Origin of the sequence: Natronococcus sp. A-GB7 (genome assembly GCF_029688865.1) — an archaeon.
Taxonomy (GTDB): Archaea; Halobacteriota; Halobacteria; order Halobacteriales; family Natrialbaceae; genus Natronococcus.
In genome coordinates this window covers 305,771-323,612 of the sequence record NZ_JARUKV010000001.1, presented here as the reverse complement: position 1 = coordinate 323,612, position 17,842 = coordinate 305,771, and the positions used below count along the sequence as shown (strand labels likewise).

Here is a 17,842-nt window from a genome sequence, read left to right as displayed (position 1 = left end):
GCGGGGTTCGCTGGTATCGAGATCCACGGGCGTTCCCGTGTATCGAAGATCCGACCGGTCTACGTATCACACTGGGTGGGTGTTTTCCAGTCGACGGGACGATCCGGCTGCTGATCGTCCTCGCACTGGCTCCGGACCGTTCGACGATCGACTGCCGTGCCGGTCCTCGAGTAGGGTTCCTGACCGACGATATCGACGAGACGTACACGCTGCCGATTGCTCACGTTCTACGACGGTCTCGTCGCGGACCACTGCGCCCCGAAATCGAACCGAACGCCGACCTGTCTGTTCGCGTTCGGTAGGTCGGATGCGCGGTGATCGATCAGGGACCCGGCTCGGGGCGCTCACTCGCCGCCGGCAGCGTGAACGTAAACGTCGAGCCCTCGCCGGGCTCGGAGTCGACCCGGATCTCGCCGTCGTGGCGCTCGACGATGCGCTCGCACAGCGCGAGCCCGATGCCGGTTCCGTCGTACTCCTCGGCGGAGTGGAGTCGGTTGAACACGGTGAACACGCGCCCCTGCTCGTCGGGGTCGATCCCGATTCCCTCGTCCCGAACCGAGATCGCCCACCTGGAGCCGCGTCGGTCGGCGTCGATCCGGACTCGCGGGGGCTCGTCCCCGCTGTAGGTGATCGCGTTCTCGAGCAGGTTCTGAACCACCTGTCGCACCTGGCTGCCGTCGCCGCTGACCCGGGGGAGCGTTCCCCTCTCGATCTCGGCGTCGGTCTCCTCGATCCGGAGTCGAAGATCGGCGAGGACGTCGTCGACGACCCCCTCGAGTTCGATCGGCTCGAAGGGGTCACCCTGGGTTTCGACGCGGGAGTACTCGAGGAGGGCGTCGATCATCTCGCGCATCCGCTCGGCGCCGTCGACGGCGTATGCGAGGAACTCCTCGCCGTCGGCGTCGAACTCGTCGCCGTACCGGTTCTCGATCAGTCCGAGGTAGCTCGTGACCATTCGCAGGGGCTCCTGGAGGTCGTGGCTCGCCGCGTAGGCGAACTGCTCCAGGCGCTCGTTCGACTCCTCGAGCTGGCGCTTTCGCTCTTTGAGCTCGTCTTCCAGGCGTTTTCGGTCAGTGACGTCGGCGATGATCCCTTCAACGTCGATGACGGCCCCCTCCTCGTCGAAGAGCGCGCGGCCGTAGTCCCTGACCCACCGCAGGTCGCCGTCGGCGGTCTCGATGCGGTAGGTCTCGGAGAACGGCTCGGCCTTCGACGCCTGCTCGTGGACCGTTTCCCACAGCTTGTCGCGGTCCTCCTGGACCATCACGTCCTCGCCCCAGCTGAGTTCGCCGCGTTCGAGGGCGTCCGGCTCGTACCCGGTCAGGTCCTCGCAGGCGTCGCTGACGAAGGTCATGGGCCAGCCGCGCTCGGTCTTACAGCGGTAGACCATCCCGGGGACGTTTTCGATCAGCGTCGAGAGCCGGCGCTCGCGCATCTCGAGTTCGCGCTCGCGCTCGTTGCGCTCGGTGATATCCTGCGCGATGGTCATTCCGCCGAACACGTCGCCGTCGCCGTCGGTGATCGGAACGACGTGGACGACCCACTCGCGATCGGCGTACTCGAGTTCGACTTCCCCCGACTCGCCCTCGAGGGCGGCCTGGAAGACGTTCTCGAGCGTCCCGGCGACGTCCTCGGGCCAGGTTTCCCGAACCGGCTGTCCCTCGATCTCGGCCGCCGAAACCGGAAGCGTATCGAACGTTCGTCCGGCGGCGAGCGTGTACCGCAGGTCGTCGTCGAACAGCGTCACGATCCCGTTAGGGACGTTCTCGGCGAGCGTTCGGTACTGCTGTTCGGACTTTCTGAGCCGGCGCTCGCGTCGTCGGCGATCGGTCACGTCGCGGGCGACCGCGAGCATGTACCCCTCGTCGATCCCGACGTAGCTCACGTTGACCTCCGCCGGGTAGGTCGTTCCGTCCTTCCGTTCGTGGACCCCTTCGATCGTCACGGCGTCCTCGAGCGCGACGTCTTCGACGTGGGCACGCCAGTCGTCGATGTCGGCGAACCGTCGCTCGATGTCGGGGACCGACAGCTCGAGCAGCTCGTTCCGGTCGTAGCCGAGCCGACGACACGCCGTCTCGTTTGCGTCGAGGATCCGCCCCGACTCGGGCTCGATCACCAGAACGACGTCGTTCGAGTGATCCAGCAGCGTCCGAAACAGCTCGAGTTCCCGCTCGCGTTCCTTGCGCTCGGTGACGTCCCGGAAGTACACCGACAGTCCCGTCTCGGAGGGGTAGGCCCGCACCTCGAACCAGCTGTCCAGCGGCTCCGGATAGTACTCCTCGAACGAGACCGTCTCCTGGTCGTACATCGCGCGCTCGTACTTCGGCTTGAACTGTCGCTCGAGGGCAGCCGAGAACGATTCCCAGACGTTCCTGCCGACGAGCTCCCGGTCATCGGGATTGATCAGTTCGTGGGCCCGGTCGTTGAGGTACGTGAAATTCCAGTTCGCGTCGACTGCGAAGAACCCGTCAGAGATCCGACCGTAGCTGTCCTCGAATTCCCGTCGGGTCTGGCGGTTCTCGAGTGCCGTCTCGAGAACGGCTGCGACGCTTTCGACGAAGCTGGCGTCGTGCCGGGTGAACGATCGGTCGTCGGTCGCGTACGCCCCCAGCGCCCCCCAGGGCTCCTCGACGGGACCGATCCGGATGCCGATCCCGCCGACGACGCCGTGATCGGCGAACAGCTCGGGGCTGTCGACGCGCTCCTCGTCACGGACGTCCTCGACGAGGAACGGCTCCTCTCGCCGAAGCACCTCGCCGACGAGCGTCTCGGCACTCGCCGAGACCGTCGCCGAGCCGACCAGTCCCGCACGCCAGCCGGCGCCCGCCCGGAGCAGCGCCTCGTCGGCGGGACGGCACTCGAGGACGGCCGCGTGTTCGATCGCGAGCCCCTCGATGAGGGCGTCTGCCGCTACGTCGAGCAGCACCTCGAGATCGTCCGTCTCGAGCGCTCGTCGACCGAGATCGGCGACGACCTTCTGTCGCCGCGTCTGCGTACGGACGTCGGGACCGTTCGGCGAGGGCGACTCCATTCTCGTCTACGGTAACCGAACTGTGAGTATAAAATCTGTGCCGTTCGGCTCGTCACGATTCCGACCGATACCGGACGATCCCCGTGGGACGACGGCCGAAAAACGGTAGCGTACGGCGGTCCGTCTCAGTCGTCGGCCGGCGTCGCCCGCGAGGTAACGTCGACGGGGTCGGCGTCGACGCCGAGTTCGTCGATGGCTTCCTGGGCCGCGCGCTTGCCCGAGACGAGCATGGCGCCGAACGTCGGCCCCATCCGCGGGAGGCCGTAGGTCGTCGCGGTGGCCATCCCGGTCGCGATCAGGCCGTCGTGGACGAGACCGGTGTGTTCGACGACGGCGTCCTCGCTCTTGCCGACCCACATCGAGTCGTGGCCGGGCGAGTCGTGGCCGGGGGCGCCGTAGCTGTCGTCGTCGGTCTGGTCCATTCCCGTGGCACTGGCCTCGGCGTCGCCGATGCCGGGCGCGTCGAGGACCCCGCGCTCGTCGAGTTTCTTGACGGCCATCGCGTCGTGGCCCGTCGCGTCGATGACGAGGTCGGCCTCGACCGCGATCGGGTCGACGCAGGTGATCTCGCGGGGCAGTGCGTGGACCGGGGTCCAGTTCATCACGATCCCCGAGACCTTGTGGTCCTCGCGGATGACGATATCCGTGAACTCGGTCATGTTCTGCATCTTCGCGCCCGCGTCGCAGGCGGCCTTGATCAGCCCCGAACAGGCCTCGGGACCGTTCGCGACGTAGAGGTCCTCGCTGTCCTGGGACTCCTTGTAGGAGACCTCGAGCTCCTCGAGGATGTTCTGTGCGGGATCGCGGACGGTGACCTTGTTCATCAGGAACCCGCCGAGCCAGAACCCGCCGCCGAGGTAGTTGTTCTTCTCGACGACCATCGTCTTCACGCCCCGCTCGGAGAGCTCCTTGGCCGCGGTCAGCCCCGAGGGGCCGCCCCCGACGATGATGACGTCGGAGTCCGAGAAGTCCATGAACTCCTCGGTCCACTCCTGTCCGATCGCACGGGTTACGTCCGCTTCGCCGACGTCGCTGAACTTGTCGAACTCGCTCATACAACTAGGTGGTAACAGTCGGTAGTGAAAAGTGTGTCGCGATACGTCGGGTTGCTAACCCGAATCCGTACCCTCAAGACCCGCGGCTGCAAACGACCGACTCGATGTATCGCCGTGCGTTCCTGGCCGTCGCCACGTCGCTGTCGGTGTCGGGCTGTCTCGAGTACTTCACCGAGGACGCAGAGGAGATCACCGAACCCGCCGACGTGGAGATCGTCTGGGACGACCTCGTGCGCGACGACCCCGGTACCGAGGACGAACGCGTCTACGTCTGGGGCGTCGTCAGGAACGCGGGCGAGCGAACGCTGTCGTACGTCGAGATCCGAGTGACGTTTTTCGACGACGAAGGGGAGGAGCTCGAGAGCGTCATCGAGAACGTCGAGGAGGACGTCGCCGAGGGCGAGGAGTGGCCGTTCGACGCGGAGTTTCCTCACTTCGGCGAGGAGGCCGCTGCGGTCGACAGCTACGAGCTCGAGCCGGCGACGGGTGTCTGACGTGTCCGAGCCGACCGCGGAAGCGAACCGACGACCGCACGCGACGCCGACGGAACGTCGCGACCATCGACAACCCACGTTGCCATGACCGACCAGGACGAAGGCGTTACCACGCTCGCCAGACAGGGGAGCATCACGTTCGCCGGGAACGTGATCAACGGCGCGCTGGGGTTTGCGATCGTCATGCTGATGACGCGGTTCGTCAGCCCCTCGGTCTACGGGCTGTTCGTGCTGGCGACGTCGGTCATCCTCTTCATGCAGGTCTTTGCCAACCTCGGACTTCCCCTCGCCATCGACTACTTCGTCCCGCAGTACCTCGACAACGACGAGTACGGGAAGGCAAAGGGCGTGATCGTCCAGGTGACCGCGACGGTGCTCGTGACGTCGTCGCTGGTCGCGCTCGCGCTCGCGCTCAGCGCCGCCACGTTCGCGGAGTTCTTCGAGGAGCCGGCGCTGCGGGTCGGACTCCTGCTCCTCTCGGTGACGATCCCGATGCTGGCGATCTACAACGTCCTGCTGACCTCCTACTACAGCATCAAGAAGCTTCAGTACCGGGTCATCATGCGGGACCTCGTGCGGCCGATCGTCCGGTTTACCGCCACCGCAGGGCTGTTGCTCGCGGGGTTCGGACTGCTCGGGCTCGTCGCCGGCTACATCGTCGGCCTGTTCGTCGCGATCACGGTCGGCGCCGCCGTCTTCACCTACAAGGCCTGGGACCTGCTCTCGAGGGAGCTCGAGCTGGTCGCACCAGGCCCGCTGGTGAAGTACTCGGTCCCGCTGGCGATGACCAGCGTCGTCTTCGTGCTGATGGGCCACGTCGACTACTTCGTGCTCGGCTTCTTCCTCGACTCCGACGACGTCGGGATCTACCGCGTCGGCTACATGCTCGGCTCGGGACTGATGATCATCTTCAACTCGCTGTCGCCCGTGTTCAAACCCCTGATCGCCGAGAGCCGGGACGATATCGATCTCGTCGAACAGCGGTTCCGGATCATGGCCCGCTGGATCGCCGGCATCACGCTGCCCGTCGCCATCTTCCTCTCGCTGGGCGCGAGCTCCTTCCTCGCGGTGCTGTACACGCCCCAGTACGCCGAGGCGACCGCCGTCGTCGCCCTGCTGGCCGCCGCCTTCCTCTTCAACGTCACCTTTGGCGGTCCCGACGGCTCGCTGCTGCAGGGCCTTGGCTACTCCCGGTTCGTCTTCGCCAACACTCTCGTGCTCTTCGGGGTCAACCTCCTCGTCTCGTTTACGCTCGTTCCGTTCATCGGGATGGAGGGCGCCGCGATCGGCTCGGCGACCGCCCTGTTTCTCGTCGGCGGGCTGACCCTCGCGGAGATCTACTACCTCGACGGAATCCACCCGTTCACCCGGGACTTCGCGAAGATCGTCGGTGCCGGCATCCCGGCGATCGTCGCGGGCGCGCCCGTCGTCTACGTCCTCGAGTCCGATCTCCTGATCGTCACGGTCCTGCCGATCGTCGTGGTCGCCACCTACGCGGGCACGCTCGTCCTCACGGACGCCTTCACCGACGACGACGCGCGCATGGCCGCGGAGTTCAGTCCGACGCTACGCAAGTGGCTCCCCGTCGGCGGCTCCGGTTAGGGATCGACGGCCTCGCGCTCGTCGCCCGCGCTCGAGTTGGCCCGAGCGTCTCGAGGCTCGTCCGCCTCGTCGATGACGCCCTCGGTCCAGGTCCCGAGCCGGAACCAGAACACGGCGACGACGAACGAGGCCACCATCCCGAACGAGAACGCCCACCAGATGCCCGCAACGCCGAGGTCGATCGCGGCGACCGTCGGAATCGTCACGCCGACGAACGGCACCGTCACGGCCGTGAAGGCGAGCACCAGCGCGACCGGGACCCGGAAGATCCACCGCGAGAGGAACGAAAGCACCATCGCCTCACGGGTGTTGCCGGCGCCCCGGAACGCCCCCTGAAGGACCATCACGCCGGCGAACAGCGCCCAGAACGGCGCCATGATCCGGAGGAAGAGAACGCCCTCTGCGATCACGTCTGGGTCGGCGACGAAGATCCGCATCGCCTGGGCGGGGAAGGCCACGAGAACCGCCGCAACCGCGAAGATCAACAGCATGGTCCCCGCAGTCGCGACCCGGGCGACGGCCGCGGCTCGGTCGGGGGTACCCGCCCCGAGGTTCTGTCCGACCCCGGTTGCGGTCGCGTTGCCGACCGCGCCCGCGACGGCCCACGTCACCGACATGAACCGGACGCCGATCCCGTAGGCTGCGGTCGGTGCGGCCCCGAAACGGGCGACGAAGCCGGCCATCGCCACCGAGGCGAAGCTGCGCGCCCAGCCGTCGATCGTCGCCGGGTAGCCGATGTCGATCAGTTGCTTCTGGATCGAGAGGTCGGGTGTCAGGTCGCCGAGCCGGAGCCGAACGCCGAACCGCCCGTCGAGCAGGATCCCGATTCCGACGACGGTGGCGAACGCACGGGCGATAAACGTCGCCACGGCCGCGCCCTGGGTTCCCAGCTCGGGAAACGGCCCCCAGCCGAGGATGAGGAAGGGATCAAGGACGACGTTGAGTCCGGCCGAGATCAGCACGAGCCACATCGCCGTCTTCGTATCGCCGGCGCCCTGTAGCGACGAGCGGAACGCGAAAAAGAGGAAGGTCAGCGGCAGCGCGAGGAAGATAACCTCGATGTAGGCGAGCGCCTCGACGAACACCTGGTCGCGGGCGCCGATCAGGACGAGCAGCGGTCGCCGGAAGTAGAGCCCGATGGCAGCGAGGACGCTCGAGACGGCCAGCGCGAGCAGGATCGTCTGGGCGACGACTCGGTCGGCCATTCGGTCCTCGTCGGCACCGACGTACTGGGAGACCAGCGCGATCGTCGCCGCCGTCAGTCCCATCGCCGTCGAGACGAACATCCACGACAGCGGAAACATCAGCGAGACGGCGGCGACGGCCTCGCTGCTCACGCGACCCACCCAGAACATATCCGCCAGGTTGTAGAACGTCTGCAGGAGGTTCCCCAGGACAAGCGGCCAGGCCAGGTGGACTAGCTTGGGCGGGATCGCCCCCGTGGTCATATCGACGCCTTTGCGCTCCGAGTCCGTCACGCGTAGGTCCTCGTCCGTACCTCGTCCGGGCGGCTGAAAAGCGCAGGCTTTCCGGCCGTGGTACCCGCCACTCCCGTATCCGTTTCCGGAACCACAATGGTTTATAATATGGGATGTGAACTGTGACCATAATGCGTGAAAAACAATCACAGCAATCATTACTCGACTCCAACAGGCGGACGTTCCTGTCCGGGGTGGCAGGTGCGCTGGCCGCTGCGGCGTACACGCGATCGGTACCGACCGAGGCCGCCGCTCGAGTGACGAACGGTGAGGACGATCCCGTCCAGCGGATCGACTCGCCCGACGGGTCGATCTCGGTTACCGTCGACGCGTCCGACGGCCTCCCTACTTACGAGGTTGCCGTCGACGGGACGACCTACGTCGACCCCTCGACGGTCGGCTTCGAGTTCCGAAACCAGCCGACGTTCGGCGCGGGCGAGGACGACGGCGTCGACCTCGAGGTGACCGGAACCGACCGCGAGTCCGCAACCGAGGAGTGGGAGCCGGTCTGGGGCGAGTTCGAGCGCGTCAGCGAGCCCTACGAGTCGCTCGTCGTCGGTCTGACCGAGACCGAGGACCCGGCTCGGTCCGCGAACCTCGAGGTTCGGGTGTTCGACGACGGCGTAGGGATGCGGGTGGTCCTCGACGAGAGCTTCGCGAGCAACAGCGACCGGGCCGTCGTCACCGCCGAGAACACCGAGTTCGCCTTTGCCGGCGACTACACGTCCTGGTGGATCCCGAACGAGGTGGTCAACCCCCGGTTCGAACAGGAGTACACCGAGACCCCGCTCAGCGAGATTTCGGGCGGGAGCCGGGAGACGGAGCCGACCGGGACGCCGATGCGAAACGGCGCGCACACGCCGCTGACGGTGCGGGCGGACGACGACGCCTACCTGAGCGTCCACGAGGCGGACCTCGAGGACTACGCGTCCGCGACGCTCGCACCGCGGTCCGAAGACGGTGGAACGACGTTCGATACGGAACTGACGCCGCTGCCCGACGGGACGAAGGCCTCCCTGGAGCTGCCGACGGCGACGCCCTGGCGGACGATCCAGATCGGTCGCCGGGACGGCGACCTGATCGAATCGCAGCTGATCCCGCTGTTGAGTTCGGCGCTGAAGGAGTCGGTCCTGCCGACCGTCGACGGGGAGCCCGATACCGACTGGATCGAGCCCCGGAAGTACATCGGTATCTGGTGGACGATGATCGCCGGCTCGGCCAACTGGGAGTACAGGACCGACGAAGAGATCGCAGCTGACGGCGAGGATCCGGCCAGCTACATCCACGGCGCCCGAACCGAGCGGATGAAGCGGTACATGACCTTCGCCGCCGAGAACGGGATCGACAGCGTCCTCGTCGAGGGCTGGAATCAGGGCTGGGACACCTACCCCGGCGACGGCACCGGCCTCGAGTTCGGCGTCGACGAGTCCTATCCCGACTTCGACGTTCGGGAGGTGACCGACTTCGGCGGGGAGTTAGAGCCCGCAGTCGAGATGACGATGCACAACGAGACCGCCGGGGCGCTTCCGAACTACGAGGAACAGATCCTCGAGGACGACATCTTCGCCCAGTACGAGGACGTCGGGATCCACTCGATCAAGAACGGCTACGTCTCGGATCCGGGGCTGGGCATCGACGGCGACGGGACCGAGGCGACCCACAACCAGCACAACCAGCTCGCGGTCAACCACCACCGGCTGGTCATCGAGGAGGCCGCCGCGAACCGCCAGCTGCTCGAGATCCACGAGGGGATCAAACCGACCGGCGAGATCCGCACCTACCCGAACGTGGCCAACCGCGAGGTCGTCACGGCCCAGGAGTTCGACGGCTTCGACCAGCTGAGCTCGAACGTCGGCGAGGAACACCACGTCACGATCCCGTTCACGCGGAACCTGGCCGGTCCGGTCAGCTACCAGCCCGGGATCTTCGACATCACGTTCACCGACGACCGGGGCGATCAGGTCCAGACCACGCGGGCGAAACAGCTCGCGATGTACCCCAACTACCTGAGCGGGCTCCAGATGGCCGCCGACCGCCTCGAGGCCTACATCAGCCCGGAGCTCGAGGTCGGCGAACTCGTCCAGGCCGCGGCCGGCGAGATCGAGGGCTTCATTACGCTCGACGAGTGGCGCAACGCGTTCGGGACGAACGCCGTTGCGGTCGATCCAAACCGCGTCCCGTCGGGCTCATCGGTCTCGGTGACGGTTCGCGACGCCGCGGCGGGCACGTACGACCTGCACTTGCGGTACGCGAGCGCCCCCGAGGACAACGCCGAGCGCGTGATCGAGGCCGGCGGACCGCAGGCGACCCTGCGGGTCAACGACGAGACGCGGACGATCGAACCCGACTTTACCGACTACTGGGACCGGTGGGAGGTGCTCACGACCGAGATCGAACTCGCCGAGGGAGACAACGAGATCGCGGTCGAACTCGACTACGAGGACGGCGAGACGTTCGAGGGCGACGTCGGCGGCTTCAACCTCAACACGATCGCCGTCACCGAACCCGGCGACGCCTCCCCGGTGCCAGCCGACTACGAGGGGTACACGCCCGAGCGCGAGAACTTCGCGGCCGAACCCGAGTTCGAGTTCATCGAGAACGTCCCGGCGGCCGACTGGGACGAGACGGCCGTCGTCGACTCGGCGATCGGCGACTACGTCGTCACCGCCCGCCGCGACGGCGAGGAGTGGTACGTCGGCGCGATGACCGACGAGAGCGGCCGCGCGGTCGACGTCCCCCTCGAGTTCCTCGCGCCGGGGAGCTCCGGCGACGCCGGCCAGGGGGCAGGTCCTCGCGGGCCGAACTACGTCGCCGAGATCTACTCGGACGGGATCGGCGGCGGCTACGAGTCCGATCCGGAAGCCGTCAGGATCGACGAGGCGATCGTCGACCCGAGCACGACGCTGCTGGCGTCGATGGCCCGCAGCGGCGGGACGGCGATCCGTCTTCGGCGGGCCCGAGGGCGGGAACGCAGCGAGCTCCCGACCTACGAGCGCCCGACCCAGGACCTCGCGTACGCCATCGACGAGGACGCGGGGCTCGGCGAGCCGTTCATCACGGCGACGGGCGACAACGACAGCGCGTTCGTCGGCGGGACGACGGTCGCGGTCGAGGTCGACGGCGACCGCGTCGCGCTCGACAACGTCCGGCTCTCGCCGGGAGCGTCCGACGAGACCTTCGAGTTCGGCTACACGATCGCCGCGCCCGGCGACTACGACGTGGCGTTGCGCGATCCCGACGGCGGGGACGTCCTCGCGTCGGCGACGGTCACCGTTTCGCCCGGCGAGCTCGTCGCGCAGTTCGACGATCCGCAGGGCGACGACCACGGGCCCGGCGAGTACGTGTATCCGACCGATGATGACTTCCGGGACGGGGCGTTCGATCTGCGGTCGGTCGCCGTCTACGAGTCCGAGACCGACTACCTGTTCGCCCTCGAGATCGAGGAGCTCTACGACGTCTTCGGCGGCGAGTTCTCGCCCCACTACTTCGTCACGTACCTCCGGGACCCGTCGCGGGCGGACGGCCGCACGACGGAACTGGGCGACCTCGCGATCACCGCCGAGTTCGAATCCGAGTGGCACTACCGGATCGGCGCGAGCGGGTTCGAGTCCGCCGTCGTCGACGCCGACGAGAACGACCTGGGTTCGGCGGAGACGTTCGTCGACTTCGAGACGGACACCGTCATCGTCTCGGTCGGCAAGGACGCCTTCGGGGCCGACTTCGATATCGAAGACGCCGAGATCCTCCCGATCGTCGGCTCCGAGGACTTCGGCGCGTTCCGACCGGTCGAGGTCGAGGCCGGCGGGTTCGTCTTCGGCGGCGCACGCGAGGGGGCGGTCGAGAACGCTCCACGGATCATCGATATGCTGACGCCGCCGGACGTCGACCAGTCCGCGGCCCTCGACTACGACGCGGAGTCGCTCGCGACGCTTCCGTTCACGCCGCTGTAGCGCGGTGCCGGCGTAGGACGGTCGCTCCTCCGCTGTTGTCTCGTCGGACCCTCTCTCTCTCTTTGTTCTCTGCTGACACCTCGTGCACGCGCGAGCGCAACGCCCGCGTAACGCACGCACACCCGCGCTGTCTGCCGGTTTTGCCGAAAGCGTTATCAGAGACTCAATCGTACCGAGCGACCATGACGACGACTCGTTTCCCGGACCTCCCGCTCGAGCCGCGGGGTGATCGGCGGTGGAACTGATCATTACGGAGAAGGACAACGCCGCACGCCGGATCGCCGACATCCTGAGCGGCGGGACGTACGACTCGAGCCGCGAGAACGGCGTCAACGTCTACGAGTGGGGCGGCAAGCGCTGCGTGGGGCTGTCGGGCCACGTCGTCGGCGTCGACTTCCCCTCGGAGTACTCGGACTGGCGCGACGTCGAACCCGTCGAGCTCATCGACGCGAACATCGAGAAGACCGCCACGAAGGAGAACATCGTCGCGACGCTGCGGATCCTCGCCCGGCGGGCCGAGCGCGTCGCGATCGCGACCGACTACGACCGCGAGGGCGAACTCATCGGGAAGGAAGCGTACGACATCGTCCGCGAGGTCGACGAGGACGTCCCGATCCGGCGAGTGCGGTTCTCCTCGATCACCGAGAACGAGGTCCAAAACGCCTTCGACGAGCCCGACGAGCTGGACTTCGACCTCGCCGCGGCGGGCGAGGCCCGCCAGATCATCGACCTGATCTGGGGCGCCGCGCTCACCCGATTCCTCTCCCTGTCGGCGGGCCAGCTCGGCAACGACTTCATCTCCGTGGGCCGAGTCCAGTCACCCACCCTCAAGCTGATCGTCGACCGCGAACGGGAGATCCAGGCGTTCGATCCCGAGACGTACTGGGAGCTGTTCGCCGACCTCCGACAGGCGGAGACGACGTTCGAGGCCCAGTACTTCTACCGCGACGAGGACGACAACGAGGCCGAGCGCGTCTGGGCGGAGGCCCGCGCCGACGAGGTCTACGAGACCCTCTCGAGTCGCGACGCTGCGACGGTCGTCGACGTCAACCGTCGCACGCGAACCGACGCCCCGCCCGCGCCGTTCAACACGACCCAGTTCATCCGCGCGGCCAGCGCCATCGGCTATTCGGCCAAGCGCGCGATGTCGATCGCCGAGGATCTGTACACCGCCGGCTACATCACCTACCCCCGCACCGACAACACCGTCTACCCCGACGACTTAGACCCCGAGGAACTGCTCGAGGAGTTCGTCGGCCACTCGACGCTTGGCGACTCGGCCGACTCGCTGCTCGAGGCCGACGAGATCCGGCCCACGGAGGGCGACGAGGAGACGACCGACCACCCGCCGATCCACCCGACGGGCGAGATTCCGAGCCGCGGCGGGGACGTCAGCGACGACGAGTGGGAGATCTACGAGCTGGTCGTCCGCCGGTTCTACGCGACCGTCGCCGACCCCGCCGAATGGGAGCACCTCAAGGTCGTCGCCGAGGTCGACGACGCCCGCCTGAAGGCAAACGGCAAGCGCCTCGTCGAACCGGGCTACCACGACGTCTACCCCTACTTCAACACCACGGAGAACTACGTCCCCGACGTCGAGACGGGCGAGGAGCTTTCGATCGAAGACGTCGAATGCGAGGAGAAAGAGACCCAGCCGCCCCGTCGGTACGGGCAGTCGCGGCTCATCGAGACCATGGAGGATCTCGGGCTGGGAACGAAGTCGACCCGCCACAACACGCTCGAGAAACTGTACGACCGGGGCTACATCGAGAGCGACCCGCCCCGTCCGACCAAGCTGGCGATGGCCGTCGTCGACGCGGCCGAGAACTACGCCGATCGGGTCGTCAGCGAGGGGATGACCGCCCAGCTCGAGGCCGACATGGACGCGATCGCCTCCGGCGAGGCCGACCTCGAGGACGTGACCGACGAGTCCCGGGAGATGCTCGAGGAGATCTTCGCGAACCTGGCCGACTCCCGCGAGGAGATCGGCGACCACCTCCGCAAGTCGCTCAAAGACGACAAGCGGCTGGGACCCTGTCCGGAGTGTGGCGAGGACCTGCTCGTCCGCCAGAGCCGTCACGGTTCCTACTTCATCGGTTGTGACGGCTACCCCGACTGCGAGAACACGCTGCCGCTGCCTTCGACGGGCAAGCCGCTGATCATGGACGGCGAGTGCGAGGACCACGGGCTCAACGAGGTGAAGATGCTCGCGGGACGGCAGACGTTCGTCCACGGCTGCCCGCTCTGTAAGGCCGACGAGGCGGGCGAGGGCGAGATTCTGGGTAGCTGTCCCGACTGCGGTGACGAGCACGACGGCGAGCTCGTCGTCAAGACCCTCCAGAGCGGCTCGCGCCTGGTCGGCTGTACGCGCTACCCCGACTGCGAGTACTCGCTACCGCTGCCTCGCCGGGGCGAGATCGAGGTCACCGACGACCGCTGCGAGGAGCACGACCTCCCCGAACTCGTCGTCCACAGCGGCGACGAACCCTGGGAGCTGGGCTGTCCGATCTGTAACTACCAGGAGTTCCAGGCCCGCGAGGCCGACAGCGGGTCGGACCTCGAGAGCCTCGACGGCGTCGGCGCCAAGACCGTCGAGAAGCTCGTCGACGCGGGTATCGAGAGCCTCGATGATCTGAGCGACGCCGACCCCGACGCGGTCGCCGACGACGTCGACGGCGTTAGCGCGGATCGGGTCCGAAGCTGGCAGGCGAAGGCGTAGCGCCGTTTCAGTCCGTTTCCGAGTCGCTCTCGTTTTCGGAGGCGTCCGTATCGCCCTCCGCTCCGTCGTCGGCACCGTTCTCAGTCTCGTCGTCCGACAGGTCCTCGGTCTCGGCTTCGCCGTTCTCGTCGGCCGTCGCCTCGAGGACGCTTTCGACCTCCGCGGCGACCTCGCGGCCGCTGGTCGTCCCCGTTTCGCGCCAGTGTTCCTCCCCGTCGGGATCGATGACGATCGTCACGGGGTAGCCGACGGCCGCGTACTCCTGCATCGGTCTCGAGGCCTCGTAGCTCAGGAAGCCGTTCCCGCCGTGGGTCTCCCACCACTCCCGGAGTTCGTCGGGCGGAATCTGCTCCTCGGAGTCGTAGGTCAGCGACAGGAACCGGACGTCGTCGCCGTGATCGGCCTCGAGTTCCCCCCTGGCGTCGGCGAGGCGTCCGGCTTGAACCTGGCAGTTGCCACAGCCGTTGACGAAGAACATGAGGACCATGACGTCCTCGGAGGGAACGGTCAGCGTCCCGGCCTCGCTCCCCCGGGCCTCGATCGTCTCGACCTCGATCGGCCACTCCTCGTCCTCCTCCCCGTCGTCCTCGGTCTCTCCGTCGGCCTCGCCGTCGCCGCCGACCGACGGCGGGCCGTAGCGCACGATCGACCCTGCGCCCGCGAGCACGCCGAGGCTGCCGATCCCGGCGACGAGGTCGCGCCGTCTCATCGGTCACTCACCCCTCGAGTGCGACCGAACGGGGCGACGCCGTCAGTGGGCCGACGGACGGGAGGGCAGTTCATGGCCTCACGTAGGGGACGAACGGAAAAGGATCCTCCGGTTCAGTTACCCTTCCGACTCGTTCGCGTCCTCCGGATCCGGAGCTTCAGACTCGGCCTCGAGGGCGCGCTCGACTCCCCTCACCATGTTGCTGGCGCCGGTGCCGCCCGTATCCCGCCAGTGGACCTCGCCGTCGGCGTCGAGGGCCAGCACCGTCGGGAACCCGCGAACCTCGTAGTAGTCGTTGATCGTCCCGTTCTCGTCGATCCCGACCGTCCACTCGCCGCCGTGTTCCTCCCACCAGTCGGCCAGTTCCTCCTCGGTGGGGTCCGGACCGGATCGGGGGTCGACCATCGAGACGAACCGAACGTCGCCTTCGGGACCGACGTCGTACCGGGACTCGAGGTCGGCTCTGGCGTCGCCGATCGTCTCGATCAGCCCCTCGCTCGTCGGACACAGCGTCCGCGTCGGGTTGAGAAACGTGACCTGCCCCTCGCCCGGGACGGTCGTCGTTCCGGCCTCGCTTTCGGGTGCGTCGACCGTTCGAAGTTCGAACGGCGGCGATTCGGGCTCGTCGTCGACGTCGTCACCGCTGTCGTCGGAGTCGGACTCATCCGCCGTGTCGTCCTCGAGACAGCCCGCGACCGCACTCGCGCCGGCGACCGCGAGCAGCGTTCGGCGGTTCAGTCCCATCGCTCCCTCGTCGTCTCCGGACGTCGGTTCCGGGGCGTGCCCGCCGACGGACCGTCACGGAGTCGATTCATACACGCAGTATCGAGCGTTGGCGCCAAAGAACTAACCGCCGTCCGACACAGCCGCGAGGCGGTCACGACACAGCTAACGACAATCGCCAATAGAAATAAATTCGCTCGGGTGAACGTTCAGTCGAACGCCGACTCGGGAGCCACCGTCTCGAGTGGGAACCGAGCTGTATCCATGATCCACGACCGCGCAACACGTTCAACGCCTCGCTCGAGACGACCGCAAACGCCGAACCGGGGTGAACGATGACCCGCGACGCCGCCGACTCGGAGTCTCCGGGAACGCTTCCCGACTGCCCCGTCTGCGGGCGGCCGATCGTGACGGTAACGCTGACGGGGCCGACCGAGGGGGTAGCCTCGCCCTGTGGCTGCCAGTTCGTTCCCGGCAGCCTCGAGTAGCCGTCGAACGCGGCGTTTTTCACGATCGGCGGCGGAGAGTAGACCGAACACGTGCCAGTCGCAACCGCGCTCGCCGGCGTCCTCTTCGGTATCGCACTCGCCGCACCCCCGGGACCGATGAACGCGATTATCGCCGAGGAGAGCGTCGTCCGCGGCTGGTCGGCCGGCTTCCGGGCGGGACTGGGCGCGATGCTCGCCGACGTGCTCTTCTTCGTCCTCACGCTGGCCGGCGTCGTGGCCGTGATCGACCGCTACCCGCTCGTTCGTCCGGTCCTCTACCTGCTGGGCGGAGTGCTCATGTGTTACTTCGCCGTCGGCGCGATCCGGGAGGCGCGAGCCGCGACTTCCTTTACCGACGGGGGCCACGCGACCTCGACCGGGTTTCGCAAGACGTTCGCGCTGTCGCTGACCAACCCCTACCAGATCGGGTTCTGGCTCACCGCCGGCGTCGGCCTGCTCCGACCGGGATCGCTGGACGTCCTCGCACACGTCCCGGCCGTCGGCGCCGCCCTCGAGGGGACACTCGTCGTCGAAACCGGCTCGCCCGCGTTGCTGGCCGGCTTCTTCGGCGGGATCGCGGTCTGGATCGTCCTCTACCCTGCGGGACTGGTATCGGCCGGTCGGCGGGTCGACGCGCTGGCGCCGATCGTCGCCGCGGGCAGCGCGCTCGTGCTGGCGGGCTTCGGCGTCGTCTTCCTCGCGGTCGGAGCGATGGGACTCGTCTGACGAGGCCGGACGCGTCGCTCGAGCCGCACATCACACGAAAAGGGTCGTTTCGACGCCGTCTCAGCCCATCGCCGCGATCTCGTCCTCGAGCCACTCGCGGAACCACTTGACGCGCTTGAGTCGCTGGTGGGCGATCCCCTCGGCGGTGTCGCTCTCGACCCGTGAAGCCGCGTCGTAGCCGCGCTCTAAGACGCGCTCGACCATCTCGTCGGTGTCCATATGCGTGCGGGCCTCGTACCCCATTCGCAACAGCATGAGGGCGGTCCCGTTGGCGCCGATCTTGTCCAGCAGGTCGGCCTCGATCAGACACTGGGTTTCGAGCGAAACGTCGTTCAGATCGCCCTGGTAGGCGTGCTGTTCGACGGCGCGACACACCTGGTCGATAAAGGAGTCGGGATACTCCGCGCGGGACTCGAGGTACTCGCGGGCGACGCGGGCGCCGGCCTCCGGGTGGAGGTCCTGGTCGGTCTCGAGTTTCGCTACGTCGTGAAAGAGCGCGGCGACGCGGGTGATGTCGACGTCGGCGCCCTCCTTCCGGGCGATCTCCTCGGCCAGCGAGACGACGTTGAGGATGTGGTTGTGCCGGTACTCCGCGGAGTGCCAGGGGTACCAGCGCATCCGTCCGCCCTCCTCTTCTTTCTCGACGCTCGCGGCGAGGTACTCGAAGACGAACTCCCGCATCGCTTCGAACTCGGCGTCGGTTACTCTAGTTTCTTTTATTTCGACGCCCATGAGAGATCCCTCCGCAATAGATGTACGATACTCATTGGGTGAATGTAAGCTGGTTTCGCTCTTAGGCCTTTGGTTCGGAATGGTGGCTGTTGTCACGATCGCTCGGAGCTGTCCGGTTCGGTACCGTTTCGGTCG

12 protein-coding genes are annotated in these 17,842 nt (G+C 67.2%); 6 read left to right on the top strand and 6 right to left on the bottom strand.

The features are described 5' to 3' along the window. Positions 1 to 322: 322 nt before the first annotated feature. Positions 323 to 3,031: a PAS domain S-box protein gene (locus tag QA609_RS01610; protein WP_278300827.1), complete on the bottom strand. Its 2,709-nt coding sequence runs from the start codon at positions 3,029 to 3,031 to the stop codon at positions 323 to 325. Positions 3,032 to 3,156: 125 nt separating this feature from the next. Then, positions 3,157 to 4,086 (bottom strand): sulfide-dependent adenosine diphosphate thiazole synthase, encoded by a 930-nt coding sequence (locus QA609_RS01605; RefSeq protein WP_278300826.1) that lies wholly within the window; start codon positions 4,084 to 4,086, stop codon positions 3,157 to 3,159. Between the two features lie 104 nt (positions 4,087 to 4,190). Between QA609_RS01605 and QA609_RS01600 the strand changes: the two genes are divergently transcribed. Together QA609_RS01600 and QA609_RS01595 are read left to right on the top strand one after the other, a co-directional pair. Continuing rightward, complete coding sequence (locus QA609_RS01600) at positions 4,191 to 4,580, top strand: FxLYD domain-containing protein (protein ID WP_278300825.1); 390 nt, start codon at positions 4,191 to 4,193, stop codon at positions 4,578 to 4,580. Between the two features lie 84 nt (positions 4,581 to 4,664). Then, positions 4,665 to 6,182: an oligosaccharide flippase family protein gene (locus tag QA609_RS01595; protein WP_278300824.1), complete on the top strand. Its 1,518-nt coding sequence runs from the start codon at positions 4,665 to 4,667 to the stop codon at positions 6,180 to 6,182. Here the strand turns inward: QA609_RS01595 and QA609_RS01590 are convergent. Further along, on the bottom strand, positions 6,179 to 7,630 hold the full coding sequence (locus QA609_RS01590; protein WP_278300890.1) for an MATE family efflux transporter: 1,452 nt from the start codon (positions 7,628 to 7,630) through the stop codon (positions 6,179 to 6,181). The two genes, QA609_RS01595 and QA609_RS01590, sit on opposite strands and share 4 nt — an antisense overlap. A 161-nt stretch (positions 7,631 to 7,791) precedes the next feature. Between QA609_RS01590 and QA609_RS01585 the strand changes: the two genes are divergently transcribed. Both QA609_RS01585 and QA609_RS01580 read left to right on the top strand, forming a co-directional pair. Continuing rightward, a complete protein-coding gene (locus QA609_RS01585) occupies positions 7,792 to 11,610 on the top strand; it encodes a glycoside hydrolase family 97 catalytic domain-containing protein (RefSeq protein WP_278300823.1) in 3,819 nt (1,272 codons plus the stop codon). A 235-nt stretch (positions 11,611 to 11,845) separates the two neighbouring features. Beyond that, the gene (locus QA609_RS01580; RefSeq protein ID WP_278300822.1) at positions 11,846 to 14,329 is read left to right on the top strand and encodes a DNA topoisomerase I; all 2,484 of its coding nucleotides are present in this window, start codon (positions 11,846 to 11,848) and stop codon (positions 14,327 to 14,329) included. A 7-nt stretch (positions 14,330 to 14,336) separates the two neighbouring features. Here the strand turns inward: QA609_RS01580 and QA609_RS01575 are convergent, their stop codons facing one another. Both QA609_RS01575 and QA609_RS01570 read right to left on the bottom strand, forming a co-directional pair. After that, positions 14,337 to 15,038: an alkyl hydroperoxide reductase gene (locus QA609_RS01575; RefSeq protein WP_278300821.1), complete on the bottom strand. Its 702-nt coding sequence runs from the start codon at positions 15,036 to 15,038 to the stop codon at positions 14,337 to 14,339. A gap of 117 nt (positions 15,039 to 15,155) precedes the next feature. Next, the gene (locus QA609_RS01570) at positions 15,156 to 15,782 is read right to left on the bottom strand and encodes a TlpA family protein disulfide reductase (RefSeq protein ID WP_278300820.1); all 627 of its coding nucleotides are present in this window, start codon (positions 15,780 to 15,782) and stop codon (positions 15,156 to 15,158) included. A gap of 314 nt (positions 15,783 to 16,096) precedes the next feature. Here QA609_RS01570 and QA609_RS01565 point away from each other — a divergent pair, with 314 nt between their 5' ends. Together QA609_RS01565 and QA609_RS01560 are read left to right on the top strand one after the other, a co-directional pair. Then, positions 16,097 to 16,249 (top strand): hypothetical protein, encoded by a 153-nt coding sequence (locus QA609_RS01565; protein ID WP_278300819.1) that lies wholly within the window; start codon positions 16,097 to 16,099, stop codon positions 16,247 to 16,249. Between the two features lie 51 nt (positions 16,250 to 16,300). Beyond that, on the top strand, positions 16,301 to 16,975 hold the full coding sequence (locus QA609_RS01560; protein WP_278300818.1) for a LysE family transporter: 675 nt from the start codon (positions 16,301 to 16,303) through the stop codon (positions 16,973 to 16,975). A gap of 60 nt (positions 16,976 to 17,035) precedes the next feature. Here the strand turns inward: QA609_RS01560 and QA609_RS01555 are convergent, their stop codons facing one another. After that, complete coding sequence (locus tag QA609_RS01555; RefSeq protein WP_278300817.1) at positions 17,036 to 17,707, bottom strand: HD domain-containing protein; 672 nt, start codon at positions 17,705 to 17,707, stop codon at positions 17,036 to 17,038. Between the last annotated feature and the right edge of the window lie 135 nt (positions 17,708 to 17,842).

What these genes read in the sequence shown, in the direction of transcription:
- QA609_RS01575 (WP_278300821.1), bottom strand. Translation starts at nt 15,038, where the DNA reads ATGAGACGGCGCGACCTCGTCGCCGGGATCGGCAGCCTCGGCGTGCTC.
- QA609_RS01600 (WP_278300825.1), top strand. Translation starts at nt 4,191, where the DNA reads ATGTATCGCCGTGCGTTCCTGGCCGTCGCCACGTCGCTGTCGGTGTCG.
- QA609_RS01605 (WP_278300826.1), bottom strand. Translation starts at nt 4,086, where the DNA reads ATGAGCGAGTTCGACAAGTTCAGCGACGTCGGCGAAGCGGACGTAACC.
- QA609_RS01595 (WP_278300824.1), top strand. Translation starts at nt 4,665, where the DNA reads ATGACCGACCAGGACGAAGGCGTTACCACGCTCGCCAGACAGGGGAGC.
- QA609_RS01565 (WP_278300819.1), top strand. Translation starts at nt 16,097, where the DNA reads ATGACCCGCGACGCCGCCGACTCGGAGTCTCCGGGAACGCTTCCCGAC.
- QA609_RS01610 (WP_278300827.1), bottom strand. Translation starts at nt 3,031, where the DNA reads ATGGAGTCGCCCTCGCCGAACGGTCCCGACGTCCGTACGCAGACGCGG.
- QA609_RS01590 (WP_278300890.1), bottom strand. Translation starts at nt 7,630, where the DNA reads ATGACCACGGGGGCGATCCCGCCCAAGCTAGTCCACCTGGCCTGGCCG.
- QA609_RS01570 (WP_278300820.1), bottom strand. Translation starts at nt 15,782, where the DNA reads ATGGGACTGAACCGCCGAACGCTGCTCGCGGTCGCCGGCGCGAGTGCG.
- QA609_RS01585 (WP_278300823.1), top strand. Translation starts at nt 7,792, where the DNA reads ATGCGTGAAAAACAATCACAGCAATCATTACTCGACTCCAACAGGCGG.
- QA609_RS01555 (WP_278300817.1), bottom strand. Translation starts at nt 17,707, where the DNA reads ATGGGCGTCGAAATAAAAGAAACTAGAGTAACCGACGCCGAGTTCGAA.